Annotated in this window: 14 protein-coding genes; 4 read left to right on the top strand and 10 right to left on the bottom strand. The window is 64.9% G+C overall.

All coding sequences use genetic code 11. From position 1 onward, the window contains the following. Nucleotides 1–31: 31 nt before the first annotated feature. Together ABCW42_RS06615 and ABCW42_RS06610 are read right to left on the bottom strand one after the other, a co-directional pair. Nucleotides 32–412, bottom strand: coding sequence for a RidA family protein (locus ABCW42_RS06615; protein WP_133202780.1), 381 nt, complete (start codon nucleotides 410–412; stop codon nucleotides 32–34). A 58-nt stretch (nucleotides 413–470) separates the two neighbouring features. Next, the gene (locus ABCW42_RS06610) at nucleotides 471–983 is read right to left on the bottom strand and encodes a GNAT family N-acetyltransferase (protein WP_423184096.1); all 513 of its coding nucleotides are present in this window, start codon (nucleotides 981–983) and stop codon (nucleotides 471–473) included. A gap of 253 nt (nucleotides 984–1,236) precedes the next feature. On the opposite strand from ABCW42_RS06610, the gene ABCW42_RS06605 reads away from it, so the two are divergent. Continuing rightward, the gene (locus tag ABCW42_RS06605) at nucleotides 1,237–2,592 is read left to right on the top strand and encodes an LLM class flavin-dependent oxidoreductase (protein WP_423184095.1); all 1,356 of its coding nucleotides are present in this window, start codon (nucleotides 1,237–1,239) and stop codon (nucleotides 2,590–2,592) included. 7 nt (nucleotides 2,593–2,599) lie between these two features. Here the strand turns inward: ABCW42_RS06605 and ABCW42_RS06600 are convergent, their stop codons facing one another. The 8 genes from ABCW42_RS06600 to ABCW42_RS06565 all read right to left on the bottom strand — a co-directional run bounded on the left by ABCW42_RS06600 (nucleotide 2,600) and on the right by ABCW42_RS06565 (nucleotide 11,134). Then, the gene (locus ABCW42_RS06600) at nucleotides 2,600–3,427 is read right to left on the bottom strand and encodes an inositol monophosphatase family protein (RefSeq protein ID WP_423184094.1); all 828 of its coding nucleotides are present in this window, start codon (nucleotides 3,425–3,427) and stop codon (nucleotides 2,600–2,602) included. Then, entirely contained in the window at nucleotides 3,424–5,721 is a 2,298-nt protein-coding gene (gene ligA / locus ABCW42_RS06595) for an NAD-dependent DNA ligase LigA (protein ID WP_423184093.1), read from the bottom strand. The genes ABCW42_RS06600 and ligA overlap by 4 nt, the downstream gene beginning before the upstream one ends. Nucleotides 5,722–5,794: 73 nt before the next feature. Continuing rightward, the gene (locus tag ABCW42_RS06590) at nucleotides 5,795–6,436 is read right to left on the bottom strand and encodes a hypothetical protein (RefSeq protein ID WP_423184092.1); all 642 of its coding nucleotides are present in this window, start codon (nucleotides 6,434–6,436) and stop codon (nucleotides 5,795–5,797) included. A gap of 96 nt (nucleotides 6,437–6,532) precedes the next feature. After that, nucleotides 6,533–7,324 (bottom strand): PP2C family protein-serine/threonine phosphatase, encoded by a 792-nt coding sequence (locus ABCW42_RS06585; RefSeq protein WP_423184091.1) that lies wholly within the window; start codon nucleotides 7,322–7,324, stop codon nucleotides 6,533–6,535. Nucleotides 7,325–7,501: 177 nt separating this feature from the next. Further along, nucleotides 7,502–8,689, bottom strand: coding sequence for an adenylate/guanylate cyclase domain-containing protein (locus ABCW42_RS06580; RefSeq protein ID WP_423184090.1), 1,188 nt, complete (start codon nucleotides 8,687–8,689; stop codon nucleotides 7,502–7,504). Next, complete coding sequence (locus tag ABCW42_RS06575; protein ID WP_423184089.1) at nucleotides 8,679–9,287, bottom strand: PH domain-containing protein; 609 nt, start codon at nucleotides 9,285–9,287, stop codon at nucleotides 8,679–8,681. The genes ABCW42_RS06580 and ABCW42_RS06575 overlap by 11 nt, the downstream gene beginning before the upstream one ends. Then, complete coding sequence (locus ABCW42_RS06570) at nucleotides 9,280–10,188, bottom strand: biotin--[acetyl-CoA-carboxylase] ligase (RefSeq protein ID WP_423184088.1); 909 nt, start codon at nucleotides 10,186–10,188, stop codon at nucleotides 9,280–9,282. Before ABCW42_RS06570 ends, ABCW42_RS06575 begins: the two co-directional genes overlap by 8 nt. Nucleotides 10,189–10,234: 46 nt before the next feature. After that, a complete protein-coding gene (locus tag ABCW42_RS06565) occupies nucleotides 10,235–11,134 on the bottom strand; it encodes an SDR family oxidoreductase (protein WP_423184087.1) in 900 nt (299 codons plus the stop codon). Nucleotides 11,135–11,345: 211 nt separating this feature from the next. Between ABCW42_RS06565 and ABCW42_RS06560 the strand changes: the two genes are divergently transcribed. From ABCW42_RS06560 to ABCW42_RS06550, 3 genes are read left to right on the top strand one after another with little or no spacing between them, the layout of a single operon-like run. Continuing rightward, nucleotides 11,346–12,929, top strand: a complete 1,584-nt coding sequence (locus tag ABCW42_RS06560; protein WP_423184086.1) for an acyl-CoA carboxylase subunit beta — start codon at nucleotides 11,346–11,348, stop codon at nucleotides 12,927–12,929. 2 nt (nucleotides 12,930–12,931) lie between these two features. Beyond that, on the top strand, nucleotides 12,932–13,177 hold the full coding sequence (locus ABCW42_RS06555; protein ID WP_423184828.1) for an acyl-CoA carboxylase subunit epsilon: 246 nt from the start codon (nucleotides 12,932–12,934) through the stop codon (nucleotides 13,175–13,177). Between the two features lie 48 nt (nucleotides 13,178–13,225). Then, nucleotides 13,226–14,914 (top strand): DUF885 domain-containing protein, encoded by a 1,689-nt coding sequence (locus ABCW42_RS06550; RefSeq protein WP_423184085.1) that lies wholly within the window; start codon nucleotides 13,226–13,228, stop codon nucleotides 14,912–14,914. Nucleotides 14,915–15,020: the final 106 nt, after the last annotated feature.

Here is a 15,020-nt window from a genome sequence, read left to right as displayed (position 1 = left end):
TTGACGGCACCAACGTCAAAATCCGTCTGAGCTATGCGCTCTTCTGGGCGACCAATTCGATTTCCACGAGCATCTGCGGGTCGAGGAACGGCAGGACGTGGACGAGGGAGAGGGTGGGGCGGATCTCGCCGAAGACCTCGCCGTGGGCGCGGCCGGCGTCTTCCCACTTGCTGATGTCGGTCAAGTACAGCTTGGACTGCACCACGTCCTCGTAGGAGAAGCCGGCGTCAGCCAGGACCGCGCCAAGCTTTTCGAGGATGTATTTGGTCTGGGAGTAGAAGTCATCCCCGACGATTCCCTCGGGGCCTGACGCCGCCGTCGCCGAAATGAAGAGCGTGTTGTCCACTTGGACCGCGCGGGAGTAGCCAAGGGTCTGTTCCCAGACCGAACCCGTGCCGTATGTCTTGCGCATGCCGCGCCTTTCTCAGTTTCCGCACCCGGTCCTTGCGGCCGGGGTTTACGAGGAAACTTTATGGCTGGCGGACATCCCGCCGGTAAACGAACAGCTTTATGTCGGTTCCGGGAACGAACCAGTCCCGTTCCGGTTTCCGCTCGAAACCGGTATTCGCGTAGAGTGCGTTGGCGCTTTCCCAAGTGGCTCCGGTGGTCAGGGAGACAGCGTTGATGCCTTCAGTCGAGCGGGCTTGGTCCACCACGGCTTGGACGAGGGCCCGGCCTGCACCGGAACGCTGCACTTCCGGATCAACCACCAGGGTGCGCATTTCGAGTTCGTCGGGCAATCCGATGTCCGAAAAGCCGCCGCCGGCCTTGGCCGACGTGACCGATCCGATCACCTCGCCGTCGCGCTCCGCGACGAAGACCTCGGCATGCCGGGCGCGTTCGGCGACGTCCCGGAGCTTCAGCAGATACGGGTGGTCCGGGCTGCCATAGTAGCCCGCGCCCAGGTAGGACGACATCGTAATCCGGGCAACGGCGTCGTAGTCTTCGGGCAGGGCGGGACGGACAGTAATCTGCGAATGCACTGATCCATGGTAGTGGCGGCCGGGCGTCCTGCCCCACCAAAAGGCGGTTTCCGTGATTGAACTATCACCGGTTGCTTTTCGTAACGGCAGGGTTCGGGAGGGCCTGGAAGGTTGCTTTGCGTGGCGCCAGGTTGAGTCCGGTGTCCGGCCGTTAAGCCCGGTTTCCTGCTGTTGCGGCTAAGTGTCGGAGTGCTGGCGACGGCGGGTTGTTGCGTGGTTTATTGGCGGCCAAGTACCCACGAAAGGACCACGAATGAGCACGCCCCAACGAACCCTGCACCTGAACGCCTTCCTCATGAGCACAGGCCACCACGAGGCCTCCTGGCGACTCCCGGAAAGCAACCCGCGCGCCAGCACGGACATCACCCATTACCAAAACCTCGCACGGATCGCCGAGCGGGGCACGTTCGACTCGATCTTCTTCGCCGACTCTCCCGTGATCTTCGGGGACGTCGGACGCCGTCCAGCCGGAAAGCTCGAACCGACCGTGCTCCTCACCGCTATAGCCGCGGCGACAGAAAAGATCGGCCTGATCGCCACGGCGTCCACAACGTACAACGATCCCTTCAACCTGGCACGGCGTTTCGCGTCCGTGGACTGGGTCAGCGGCGGAAGGGCCGGCTGGAATGTGGTGACAACGGCTGGACCGGAGGCCGCGCGGAACTTCGGCATCGACGACCAGCCGGCGCACGCCACGCGCTACGAGCGGGCAGCGGAATTCCTGGATGTCGCAGCGAAGCTTTGGGACAGCTGGCAGGACGACGCCGTGCTCGCCGACAAGGAAGCAGGTATCTGGGCCGACTCGGCCAAGGTCCGGCCGATCGACCACGACGGGAAGCATTTCCGTGTCCGTGGACCGCTCAATGTGCCGCGTTCCCCGCAAGGCCGGCCGGTCATTGTGCAGGCCGGTTCCTCGGAAAACGGAAAAGGCCTTGCCGCGAAATACGCCGAAGCCGTGTTCACCGCGCAGCAAACCCTGGCGGGGGCCCAGTCGTTCTACGCCGACTTGAAGTCCCGGGCTGTGGCGCTTGGCCGCCGGGCCGAGAGCGTCAAGATCCTGCCGGGAATCGTTCCGGTGATCGCGTCGACCGAAGCTGAAGCCCTTCGCCTCGAGCGTGAACTCGATGAACTGATCCGGCCCGAGTATGCCCGCGTGGAGCTTGCCAAAACCCTCCGGGTAGCCCCGGAAGACCTTCCCTTGGACCGCCAATTGCCAGCCGAACTGCCGGACGAGGACTCGATTGAGGGAGCCAAGAGCCGGTACACGCTCATAGTGGAACTCGCCCGCCGCGAAAAGCTCACGGTACGCCAACTGATCGGCAGGCTCGGCGGTGGCCGCGGACACCTCACGTTCGCGGGAACCCCGGACCAAGTGGCCGACGCCATCCAATCGTGGTTCGAGAACGGCGCCGCCGACGGCTTCAACATCATGCCCGCCGTGCTTCCGTCCGGGCTCGAAACCTTCGTTGACAGCGTGGTTCCGGTATTGCGACGGCGGGGTCTGTTCCGGACCGAATATAGCGGCAGCACGCTGCGGGACCACTACGGCTTGGAACGTCCAGCCAACCACCAGGTCGAGGCCGCGCTTATCGACAGCGCGGCCTCGTAAAGGCGCGCTACAGCGGGAATTTGCCGGAAAGCTCGAGGGTTCCGGCGCAGGTCCACGCTTGCAAGCGGTCGGCATCGCTGGGACCGCCGTCCACGGGACTGGTCAGCCGTGGGCGGCGGACCCAGCAGCCTGCTTCCTCCGCGATCAAGGCTCCAGCGGCGTAGTCGTGTTCGTTGAGGCCACGCTCACCGAACGCGTCGCACGTTCCATCGGCCACCATGCAAAGGTCCAGGGCAGCGGAACCGAGACGGCGGAGATCGGCGAATCCGTCCATGAGGCCCCCGAGCCCGGCGAATTGCTCTGCCCGCGTTGCGGGATCGTAGCTGAATCCCGAGGCGACGATCAGCCCGGTGCGGCCCAGGACGGGTCCGTTCAACTGGGTGCGATGTCCGCCCTCTTCGAGCCACGCGCCCTGGCCCCGCGCAGCGGAGTAGACGCGGCCCAATGCCGGGGCGTTGACCACTCCGGCGAGCCACACGCCGTCGGCATCCGCTACGGCCACCGACGTGGCGTAGTAGACGATATTGCGGATGAAGTTGGTGGTGCCGTCCAGCGGGTCGATGGACCAGCGGTAGCCGGTGGGCTGTTCGGAGCGGGTGGTGCCGTGCTCCTCACCCGTGATGGTGTCGTCAGGGCGGGACGCCATGATCGCCTCGCGGACTGCATTCTCCGCGGCGACGTCGAAAGCCGTCACCCAGTCTCCGGCGTCGCCCTTGTTCACCACACCGAGGTTCCCCGCGATATTCGTGCCTGACGGGCGGCCGGAAAGTACTTCCGCACCTGCCGCGGCAGCCGCTTGGGCAACGGCGAGCAGCTCCAGGACATCGGCTGTCATTCGGAATCCTCCACTTCACCGGCGGACGCGTTCGCCGCCTCAACGGTTTTTTGGGCCTCAAAAGCCGCAGCGTCGTCCTCGGCCACGGCATCTTCCTCGGCGGATTCAAGCACACCATCAAGCAGTGCCCGGAAGCCATCCTCGTCCAAGACGCGGATACCCAGTTGCTCGGCCTTGTCCAGTTTGGACCCCGCGTTCTCCCCTGCCACGACGTAGCTGGTGTTCTTGGAGACCGATCCGGCAGCCTTGCCGCCCCTGATGATGATGGCCTCCTTCGCCTCATCCCGGCTGAGGTTGGGCAACGTGCCAGTGACCACGATGGTCAGGCCTTCGAGGTTCCGTTCGATTGCGGCGTCGCGTTCGTCCACCATCCGAACCCCTGCGGTGGCCCAGCTGTCCACGATCTCCCGGTGCCAATCGACAGCGAACCATTCCTTGAGCGCCGCCGCAATGGTGGGCCCCACGCCGTCGACATTCGCCAGGTCTTCCTCGGAGGCGGCCCGGATGGCCTCCATGCTGCCGAAGGCCGTCGCCAAGGCACGGGATGCCGTCGGCCCCACATGCCGGATGGACAACGCAACCAAGACCCTCCAGAGGGGCTGCGTCTTGGCCTTCTCGAGTTCAGCGAACAGCTTTTCGGTGGTGGCGGTGGGTTTGGAAGGAGTCTTCGCGGTGGCCTTCGTATAGAAGTACGGCACCAGTTCAAAGGTGCCGGTGCCCACACCCTTGGATCGCTTTTCCCGGCGGATGCGGACATCCGCAAGGTCCTCGCGGGTCAAGCTGAAGAGGGTCGCCTCGCTTCGCAGCGGCGGAGTTTCGGGCTCTGTTGGCTGCGTGAGCGCGATCGCCGCTTCCCAGCCGAGGGCCTCGATATCGAAAGCGCCACGGCTGGCTACGTGGAAGACCCGCTCCCGCAATTGCGAAGGGCAGGACTTCGCGTTGGGGCAGCGGATGTCCACATCGCCTTCCTTCGATGGCGCCAGGGGCGTGCCACACGAAGGGCACTCCGTGGGCATCACGAATTCGCGCACAGGAGGATCCTGCTGATCGCGCAAGGCCAGGACAGGGCCCACGATCTCGGGGATGACGTCGCCCGCCTTCCGGAGCACCACGACGTCGCCGATCATGACCCCCTTGGCCTTGACGACGTCCTGGTTGTGCAACGTGGCCATTTCCACCGTTGAGCCGGCAACCTTGACCGGTTCCATCACGCCATAGGGAGTGACGCGGCCGGTGCGGCCGACGTTGACCTGGATGTCCAGGAGCTTGGTGTGGACTTCTTCCGGCGGGTACTTGTAGGCCACAGCCCAGCGGGGCACGCGCGAGGTGTAGCCAAGGGCGCGCTGGGTGCCGAAGTCGTCGATCTTGACAACGATGCCGTCGATCTCGTGCAGGAGGTCGTGGCGGTGCTCACCGAAATGCCTGATGAACTCCAGGACTTCGTCGAAGGAACCCAGGACCTTCAAGTAGGGGCTGACCGGGAGGCCCCACTCCTCCAGCAGCTTGTACGTGTCCGACTGGCTTGTGGCGCTGAGGCCTTCGCGCGCTCCGATGCCGTGGACGAACATCCGCAAGGGTCGCTTGGCCGTCTCCGCGGGATCCTTCTGGCGCAAGGAACCGGCCGCGGCATTGCGGGGATTCGCGAGCGGCGCCTTCCCGGCTTCGATCAGGGCTTCGTTGAATTCGGCGAAGGCCTTGGACGGAATGAAGACTTCGCCGCGGATCTCCACCTCGGAGGGGTACCCGCTTCCGCTGAGTTGCCGCGGAATCTCCTTGATGGTGAGCACATTGTGGGTGATGTCCTCACCGGTGGTCCCGTCGCCACGCGTGGCCGCACGCACCAGCTTGCCGTCGCGATACAGCAGGTTCACGGCCAGGCCGTCGATCTTCAGCTCCGTCAGCCAAGCGATGGCCGGTACGCCGTTGCCGAGCTTCTCCACGGACGCTTCGGCTTTGCGGACCCAGGCTTCCAGCTCTTCCAGCGAGAAGACGTCCTCCAGGCTGTACATCCTCTGAAGGTGCGCGACGGCGGCAAACGCTGCCGACACCTCTCCGCCGACCTCCTGCGTGGGGGAATCGTTGGAGACAAGTTCCGGATGCAGCGCCTCGAGTTCTTCGAGGCGCCGGTACAGGGCGTCGAACTCGGCGTCCGAAACCGTGGGCGCATCTTCCTGGTAGTACGCATAGCGGTACTTGCGGACGAGGTCCGCAAGGTTTTCGTACTCTTCCCGGACGGAATCGGCTGGAACTGCGGTTTCGCTCTCTGCTGTGCTCACGTACCTATCTTGCCGCAAAGCTCGGACAATTCAGCGTCCGGGAAAGCGCCTGGCCGGGATCACGGATCACCGCAGCAGTGCCCCTCGAGCCTTAGTGCCCGGAGAAGCGGTTGCGGCTCCACAAGGCGAAGGCGATGCCGCCTCCTGCCACCAGGAGGACGCCGCCCATGACCGCGATCACAGCGAACCAATCGGCACCGGGTCCCTTGGCGTCACTGACCGAAGCTGCTTGGTTGGCCGTCAACCCGCTTTGGATCGGGGTGTCCCAATTGGACGACGCCGACGGCGACGCGCTCGGGACCGCTGACGCCGTCGCCGTAGCCGTGGGTACCGGAGCCGACGACGGCATATCGGTGGGGACGGCATCGTCGCTGGGCTGCGTGACCGGCGCGGGTGCCAACTCCGGGGCCGGAGCCTGTACCGGGGCGGGAGCCACCGGGGCGGGCGCTACCGGAACGGCAGGCTCGACGACGGGCGGCTTGGCCGGGACCGGGTCCACCGTGGGCTGTGCCGGGTTCGGGTCGGCGGGGGCCGGAGTGTGGATCGGAGCGGGGGCGGTCGGCGAGTGCGTCGGCTGTCCCTGCCCCGGGGCCGCGGTCTCGGCGTGGGCCGAAAGGAGGGGGAAGGCACACATCGCCACAGCCATGGCAATGCCCGCGAGGGCAACGGAAAACGGGCGTCGCACAGCGGCACGGGTAGTGCCGCCAACGCGCCCGGAAGGGCGTTGGGTCATTATTACCTCTGCAGGACGGCACATGCCGCCCGGAGTTGGGGTGGTATTGACCGGAATCTTCCTACATAGTCCGGGCGTGTCGCAAATCCCGCTGCATCAATGGTTATGCACTTGCTGGGCTTGCGCTTTCTCCGCGTCAACGACGATTGCGGTGACATTGTCCCGTCCTCCGCTGCGCAGAGCGGCCTCGATCAGCGCATCCACGGCGTCCTGTGGCTGGCCCGTTGTGCGGAGGATTCGGGCAATGTGCGCGTCGTCCAGTTCCCCATTAAGGCCGTCCGAGCAGATGAGCATCCGGTCTCCCTCCTGGATGGGGAGCAGCCAGAAGTCCGCCTCGTTTTCATCCCCCGTGCCCAAGGCCCGGGTCACCACATGGCGGCGCGGATGCACCATGGCTTCTTCAGCGGTGATGCTCCCGGCGTCGACAAGTTCCTGGACTTCCGAATGGTCCACGCTGACCTGCTCCAAGCCGCCCTTGCTCAGCCGATATGTCCGGGAATCTCCGACGTTCATGACCAACCAGTAAGGAACGCCCATCTGTTCGACGACGACGACTCCGGACAGGGTGGTTCCGGCGCGCGCGCCGGTGGCTTCGCGAATCCGGGTATCTGCGGCAAGAATGCAATCCTGGAGTTCGACCGCGGTGGTCGACCGGGTCCGGCTGGCCAGTTGCGGCAGGCCGGCAAGCGTTCGGATGCAGACAGCGCTGGCGATCTCGCCGGATTCGTGGCCGCCCATTCCATCAGCGACAGCGAAAACCGGGTCCGAGGCGATAAAGGAGTCCTCATTAAGTTCCCGCTTGAGACCACGATCCGTACCAAAGCCATAGCGCAAAGCGAATCCGGGCCCGAGCGAAGTCGGAGCTGTATCTGATGGATCTGCGTTCACGGTTTTTCTCCCCCCATACCTGACCGAGACTGCTGTACCTGACCGAACTGCCGGCCCTGACGGAAATCGCGGCCCTTGAGAAGAGCCCGTGCGGGCACTATCGCGATCCTACCGGCATCACTTGGTTCGTGCTCTGCGCAAGCGGGATCCGGGCTGCGGACCGGATAGTCGGCCGAATCAGTCGAGGACGAGGCCCCTGCCGAGTCCGCGCGAAAGGCGGACCGGAAGGATCTCGCCGAAACCGCGGACGTTCTCCGCCGTTTGCGGCTCGAAGACAAAGCGTTCGTCCTGCCCCAGCGCCGCCGCCGTCATGGCGTCCACGAGGACCGTGCCGGGTTCCGCCAGCGCCGTGAGCCGGGCCGCGAGGTTGACCGTTGGTCCGTAGATATCTCCAAGCCGGGAAAGGATGCGGCCCCACACCATGGCCACGCGGGCTTCGGGCAGGATTTCGTCCTCCGTAAAGGCCTGCGAAAGAGCGAGGGAAATCTCGGCTCCCGCGGCCGGGGTCTCGGCAATATAGAGGACTTCGTCGCCGACGGTCTTCACCAGGCGGCCGCCGCCGATCGAAATGATCTCGGCGCATTTGTTCTCGAAGCGCTGGACCAATTGGGCGAGCGTCTTCTCGTTCATGCGCCGGGACAAGCTCGTGTAGGAAACGAGGTCGGCGAAGCCTACCGCGCGTGCCAAGGGCAACGGAGCATCGTCTTCGTCGCCTTCGCGTCCTGCTTCGCTCGCTTGCAGCCCGGCTTCGGCCCGGACCGCCAGGCGCTGGACTCCGGCATTCATCTGCCGGCGCCACGAATAGACGAGGATTTCCTCCATGGCGTCCACCAGGTTGGGCAGTTCGCTGACCAACTGCTTGCGGGCCACGGGGTCCGGGATACCCTGCTGCACCACCATGTCTTCGATGAGGGCCTCGACTTGCCAGACCACCATGCGGTCGGTCATCTGGCCGATCGCCCGCGTCACTGAAATGGCGGCTTCCTCTGTGAGTTTCCCCGCACGGACCAAGTCAAGGATCGTCGACAGGGCAGCGAGGTCACGCTCGGTAAAGGCAACGTCCTGGTCACCGAAATTGGGAAAGCCCAGCGCCCGCCACAACTTGCGCGCGGAAAGCAGGGAGACGCCGGCCGCGGCGGCCACTTCGCGCCGACGCAGGGTGCGTTCGCCACCGAGCAAGCGGGCCTCAAGGGCCTTGATGGCCAGCCGTTCCACGGACAGGGTACCGGTGGGCGGCGATACGGCGGGAATGCTCCCGCTGTGCGAATGGTCTGCGGAAGTGGAAATTTGGGGCTCAGCGGAAGATCCGGCCACGGCGCCTGGCTCGTTGTCCGTGTACTCAGGCTCTTGCTCGTCAATGCTCATCTCTTCCACCTTCTCTCACGCCCCATGGGACTGCCCAACCCGGGCCATCGAATCCGCCGAATTGGCCGTCGTCGACCGGCCCGGCACTCGCCGGAAGCTCCGCCATCGCCTCAAGGACGAAGCTGCGGAACAAGCCGGCCTCCGGAACATCGGCGAGAATCGCGTCGCCGGAGTGCCCGGTATCCAAGGATATATTCCCGGAGCGCAATATCCGTTGGATCATCGATTGTTTGATGCCTACACCACGGACGGAAGCGAGCGGAAGTTGCCAGTCTCCGCGTCGAAGCATTCCGAACCGGGCAACTATCCGCCTGCTGGTCAGCACATACTGCACTCCGCGCCAGCGGATGAAGCGGGGAAGGCCGTAGACGAGCAGGACGATCCCCGCAATCGCCAGGCACCCGGCCACGAGCCCTTGGGTCCAGTCCGCAGTGATGACCGGAAGCAGCTTGCCCGGGCCGCCCTTGACAATCCACGCACAGGCGAAGCCGGCGATCGCTGGAACAAGGATGACTGCCAGGACTGGACCGAAGAGCATCCTGGGTTGCTGCCGCGTCATCACAATGACTTGCTCCCCGGGCAGGAGCTGTTTACGCATAACCACCTTCGGTGGTCCGCAAGTGGACCACGTCTCCCGCGGTCACCACATGTTCGCGTCCGCCGTGGTCCACCACCAGGAGGGAGCCATACTCATCGAGCCGGGACGCATGCCCTACCAATTCGTGGTCGCCCGGGAGGTGGGCCTTCACTTCCCGGCCCAAGGTGACCATGACCGCTTCCACCCGCTTGTGCAGCGAGGGGCCGCCCGCCAATCCGGCCGAGGGGTCGCCGTCGGCATTGCAGAAGCCGCGGTAGAGGGCGGCGAAACGGGAGAGGTAGTTCCGCAGGATCATCGTGCGGTCCACGGTGGTGGCGCCTTCCAACTGGAGCGACGTCGCAGTCGGCACGGGCAACTCGTCCTCGGAAAGCGTGACGTTGAGGCCTGTGCCCAGGATGACCGCCGGAACCGGGCCGTCCGCCATCGGCCCCATCTGCGCGAGGATGCCGGCAATCTTCTTGCCGCGGACCAGGACGTCGTTGGGCCATTTGATGTCGGCCGGCACACCGGTGGTTTCCAGCAGGGTTTCCCGCAAGGCAATGGCCCCCAGGAGGGACAGCCACGAGTAGCTTTGAGTCGGGACCGGCAATCCTTGGGCGTTGACCGGGCGCAGCACGATCGAGACGGAGATCGCTGACCGTTCCGGCGACTCCCAATGCCGGTCAAGCCGTCCGCGGCCTGCCGTCTGGTGTTCGGCCGTGAGGACGGCGAGGTCTGCCCACTCTTTCGGCTCCATGGTGACGGCGCGCAGCAAGTCCGCATTGGTGGAGCCGGTGGATTCCACAACCACCACACGCGAAATACCGGTCGCGCCAAGGAAGTCCTGGTGGATCAGGGCGTCGCGGTCCAGGCTCGAGCGCAAGGCACGTGGTTCGCTGCTGGCGGGCTTTTCGGCATCCATACACAGAATCCTATCGAGCCGCGTTCGCCCTGGAAGAAGTGTCCGCTCAGAGAAAGATATCCGCGGCCAGCTTTTCCTCGGGGGCTCCCAGGCTGTAGGGCGCGAAGTCGGTAACGCCCGCGCTCCGTAGGACTTCCTCGTCAGTATAGAAATTGCCGGTGTTGCTGGAGCCGCTGCCCAGGTTCGCCCCGGTCAGGATGGCGTGCGCAGCATCGGCCATGATCTCCGGGCGACGCGCGGCGCAGGCCATCTGCTCGCCGCCAGGCATGTTGCGGATGGCAGCAGTGTCGATCAAGGTACGGGGCCACAGGGAGTTGACCGCCACGCCGTCGTCCTTCAATTCTTCGGCGAGGCCCAGGGTGGTGAGGCTCATGCCGTATTTGGCCATCGTGTAGGCCAAGTGCTTGCCGGCCCATTTCGGATCGAGGTTGAGCGGCGGGGAAAGGGTGAGGATGTGGGCGCGGTGGCCTTTCCGGACCGATTCGCGCAGGGCGGGCAGGGCTAGCTTTGACAAGAGGAATGTGCCGCGGACGTTGATGTCCTGCATGAGGTCGTAACGCTTCATGTCGACTTCATCAGTGCGGGCGAGGTCGATCGCCGACGCGTTGTTGACGACGACGTCGATCCCGCCGAAGCGTTCGACGGCCGCGGCGACGGCCGCGGCAACGTCGCCGTCGTTGCGGACATCCCCCACAAGCGGCAACGCGCGGCCGCCGCCCGCTTCCAATTGTTCGGCGGCGGTAAAGACTGTTCCCTGCAACCTGGGGTGCGGTTCGCCCGTTTTTGCCATGAGGACGATGTTGGCGCCGTCGCGGGCCGCCCGGGCGGCGATGGCAAGGCCGATGCCGCGGCTGCCGCCGGAAACAAGGAGCGTCCGGTCCCGCAGCGATCCACGTGCTTGATAGGGGAAGCCGGGGGCGTTGGAAGCGTCGTTGCTTGGGGTCATGGAGAAACTCTAGCCCAGAATTGTTACTGACGAGTAACAAACTTCGATGCTCGACTTGAAGTCGGAAAATTGTAGGGTTTCTACAGCGGTCTGTGGCTTTTGCGTCACTAGACTAGCCAGCAGGGCCCGCGTTTTGTGCACATGCTACTTAACGGCCCATGCCTTTGAAGCAGTGCCAGCGTAAATCAGCTACAGAGCCGGAGACATTTTGATGAGCCACGATCTGACAACGACAGCGGGAAAGATTGCCGACTTCCGCGACCGCCAGGCCCGTGCAGAACAACCGTCCGGCCCCGAAGCCATCGAGAAGCAGCACGCCCGCGGCAAGAACACCGCCCGCGAGCGCATCGACCTCCTCCTCGACGAAGGCTCCTTCGTCGAATTCGACGCCTTGGCCGTCCACCGTTCGACGGCCTTCGGCATGGAAAAGAAGAAGCCCCTCGGCGACGGCGTCGTTTCCGGCTACGGCACCGTCGACGGCCGCTTGGTGGCGATCTACAGCCAGGAGTTCAGCGTCTACGGCGGCTCCCTCAGCCAGGTCAACGGCGAGAAAATCGTCAAGGTCCAGGAATTCGCGCTGCGCAATGGCTGCCCGATGATCGGCATCAACGACGGCGGCGGCGCACGCATCCAGGAAGGCGTCGCTTCGCTGGCAATGTTCGCGGACATCTTCCGCAACAACGTCCACTCCTCCGGCGTCATCCCGCAGATTTCCCTGATCATGGGTCCGTGCGCCGGCGGCGCCGCCTACTCCCCCGCCCTCACCGACTACGTCGTGATGGTGGACAAGACCTCCCACATGTTCATCACCGGACCGGACGTCATCAAGACCGTCACCGGCGAGGACGTGGACATGGAAACCCTCGGCGGCGCCCGCCAGCACAACGCCACCACCGGAACTTCCACCTACCTCGCCAGTGATGAGGCCGACGCGATCGAGTTCGTGCGCGAACTCCTCGACTTCCTCCCGTCGAACAACCTGTCCGAAGCCCCCGTCCTGGAACACGAGCAGGAACTTGAGACCGACGAGGACGACCTCGCGCTCGACGCCCTCATCCCGGACTCCGCGAACCAGCCGTACGACATGCGCAAGGTGATCGAGCAGATCGTCGATGACGCCCACTTCCTTGAGATGCAGTCGCTCTATGCGCCGAACGTCATCATCGGCTACGGCAGGGTCGAAGGCCATACGGTCGGCATCGTCGCCAACCAGCCCATGCAGTTCGCCGGAACGCTGGACATTTCCGCTTCCGAAAAGGCTGCCCGCTTCGTGCGCCACTGCGATGCCTTCAACATCCCCATCATCACGCTGGTGGACGTTCCCGGCTTCCTGCCCGGCAAGGACCAGGAATTCCAGGGCATCATCCGCCGCGGCGCGAAGCTCCTTTACGCCTACGCAGAAGCCACGGTGCCCAAGCTGACCGTCATCACCCGCAAGGCGTATGGCGGAGCGTACATCGTGATGGGCTCCAAGAAGCTCGGCGCCGACCTCAACCTCGCATGGCCCACTGCCCAGATCGGCGTCATGGGTGCCCAGGGCGCCGTCAACATCCTCTACCGCCGCGACCTCGCCGCCGTGGGCGAGGCTGGTGGAGACGTCGAAGCCAAGCGTGCGGACATCATCCGGCAGTACGAGGAAGAACTCCTCAACCCCTACCAGGCAGCCGAGCTCGGTTATGTGGACGCCGTCATCGCACCGTCCGATACCCGCATCCAGATCATCAAGGGCCTTCGGGCGCTCCGCGACAAGCGCGCCAGCCTGCCCACCAAGAAGCACGGAAACATCCCGCTGTGAGCATCGAACAGAACGCCCCGGCGTCCGCGGGGTCGGAGACAGTGCCGGACGCGCCGTTGCTTTCGGTGGTCAAGGGCGAGCCGACGCCGGAAGAGCTCGCCGCGCTGACCGCCGTCGTCGCCTCCCTGGGCACCCCGGCGGAAGCCGAAGCGGAGCAGCCGACCCCCACCCGGCACTGGCTGCGGCGGCAACAATTGCGCCTCGACCCCACCCCGGGTCCGGGCGCCTGGCGGCGCAGCCGGGGATAGTATTCAACAACCCTTTCATAAGGGCCGCCCCGCCGCTAGGCTCAGGGTGTGACTACTCCTAACACGACTCCGGCACGCCTCCACACTGCCATCGACGCCGCTGCCGATGCCTACACGGACAGGTACCTCGCGCTCAATCCGAGCCTCGCCACCACCCTTGGCCTGCCCGGACACGAGACCGAGTACCCGGACTTCTCGCCCGCCGGCGCGGCAGCCTTCGCCAAAGCAGCCCAGGACACCCTCGAGGAACTGTCTACGCTTGAACCCGCGGACGCTTCCGACGTCATCACCCTTGACGCGATGCGCGAACGGCTCGGGCTTGCCCTTGAGATCCACGAGTCGGGCTGGGACGCCGCGGACCTGAACAACATCGAGTCACCGGCCCAGACCATCCGGGCGATCTTCGACCTCATGCCCACCGACACAGCGGAGCACTGGGAACACATCGCCGGCAGGGCGGCCAACGTGCACGGAGCGATCGAGGGCTACATCGAATCGCTCCGCTCGGCCAAGGACGCCGGAAAGGTCTCCGCGGCCCGCCAAGTCAGGATCGTCGTCGAGCAGGCCGGCAAGTACGCCGCCGAAGACGGCTTCTTCGCCAAGCTCGCCGCCGAAGCGTCCATCGACGGCGGCCCGCTCCCTCGCGAGGTGCAGGAAAAGCTCGACGCCGGTACCGCCGTCGCGCGCGCCGCTTACGATCGCCTGGCTTCCTTCCTCGAAACCGAACTCCTCCCGGCTGCACCCGAAAAGGACGCCGTCGGCCGCGAACGCTACGCCTTGGCTTCCCGCTCGTTCCTCGGCGCCGCCGTCGACCTCGAAGAGACCTACGCCTGGGGCGTGCGGGAACTCGAAAGGATCATCGCCGAGCAGGAACGGGTTGCCGCCGAAATCAAGCCGGGCGCGTCCATCGAAGGAGCCAAGTCGGCACTCAACAACGACTCCCAGCGGCAGATCAAGGGCACCGACGCCCTCAAAGCCTGGATGCAGGAACTGTCCGACCAAGCCGTCGCCGACCTCGCCGACGTCCACTTCGACATCCCCGACGTCATGAAGACGCTCGAATGCCGCATCGCGCCAACGGACGAAGGCGGCATCTACTACACCGGCCCGTCCGACGATTTCTCCCGCCCCGGCCGCATGTGGTGGTCCGTCCCCGCCGGCGAGGACACGTTCACCACGTGGGCCGAAACCACCACCGTGTTCCACGAAGGCGTCCCCGGACACCACCTCCAAGTGGCGACCGCCGTGTACCGCCGGGAGCTGCTCAACAACTGGCGGCGCAACATCTGCTGGGTTTCCGGACAAGGTGAAGGCTGGGCCCTCTACGCCGAGAAACTCATGCTCGAACTCGGATACCTCAAAGACCCCGGCGACCACATGGGCATGCTGGACATGCAACGGATGCGCGCGGCCCGCGTGGTGTTCGACATCGGGGTGCACCTCGAACTGGAAGTACCCGAACGTTGGGGCAGCGGCACATGGACACCGGAGAAAGGCTTCGACTTCCTCAAAGCCAACCTCCCCATCAGCCCCGGGCAACTGCAGTTCGAATTCAACCGCTACCTCGGCTGGCCAGGGCAGGCACCGTCCTACAAAGTGGGGCAGCGCCTCTGGGAAGAGATCCGCACCGAACTCGAGCGCCGCGGCGGCTTCGACCTCAAGTCCTTCCACACGAACGCCCTCAACATCGGATCCGTCGGCCTGGACACGCTGCGGAGGGCCTTGCTGGGCAGCTAGCCCCCGCTGGTATACAAGAGACATTTCCCACACTTCGGGCGGGAATAACTTCATAAAAGGGCGGCGTGGCGCTGGATTCCGGGGTGCGTGGGTGAATTGGGCGAAA

It is taken from the genome of Arthrobacter sp. NyZ413, from assembly GCF_049390645.1.
Lineage (GTDB): Bacteria > Actinomycetota > Actinomycetes > Actinomycetales > Micrococcaceae > Arthrobacter.
The sequence above is the reverse complement of the archived record's forward strand: the minus strand, read 5'-3'. Positions and strand labels throughout refer to the sequence as shown.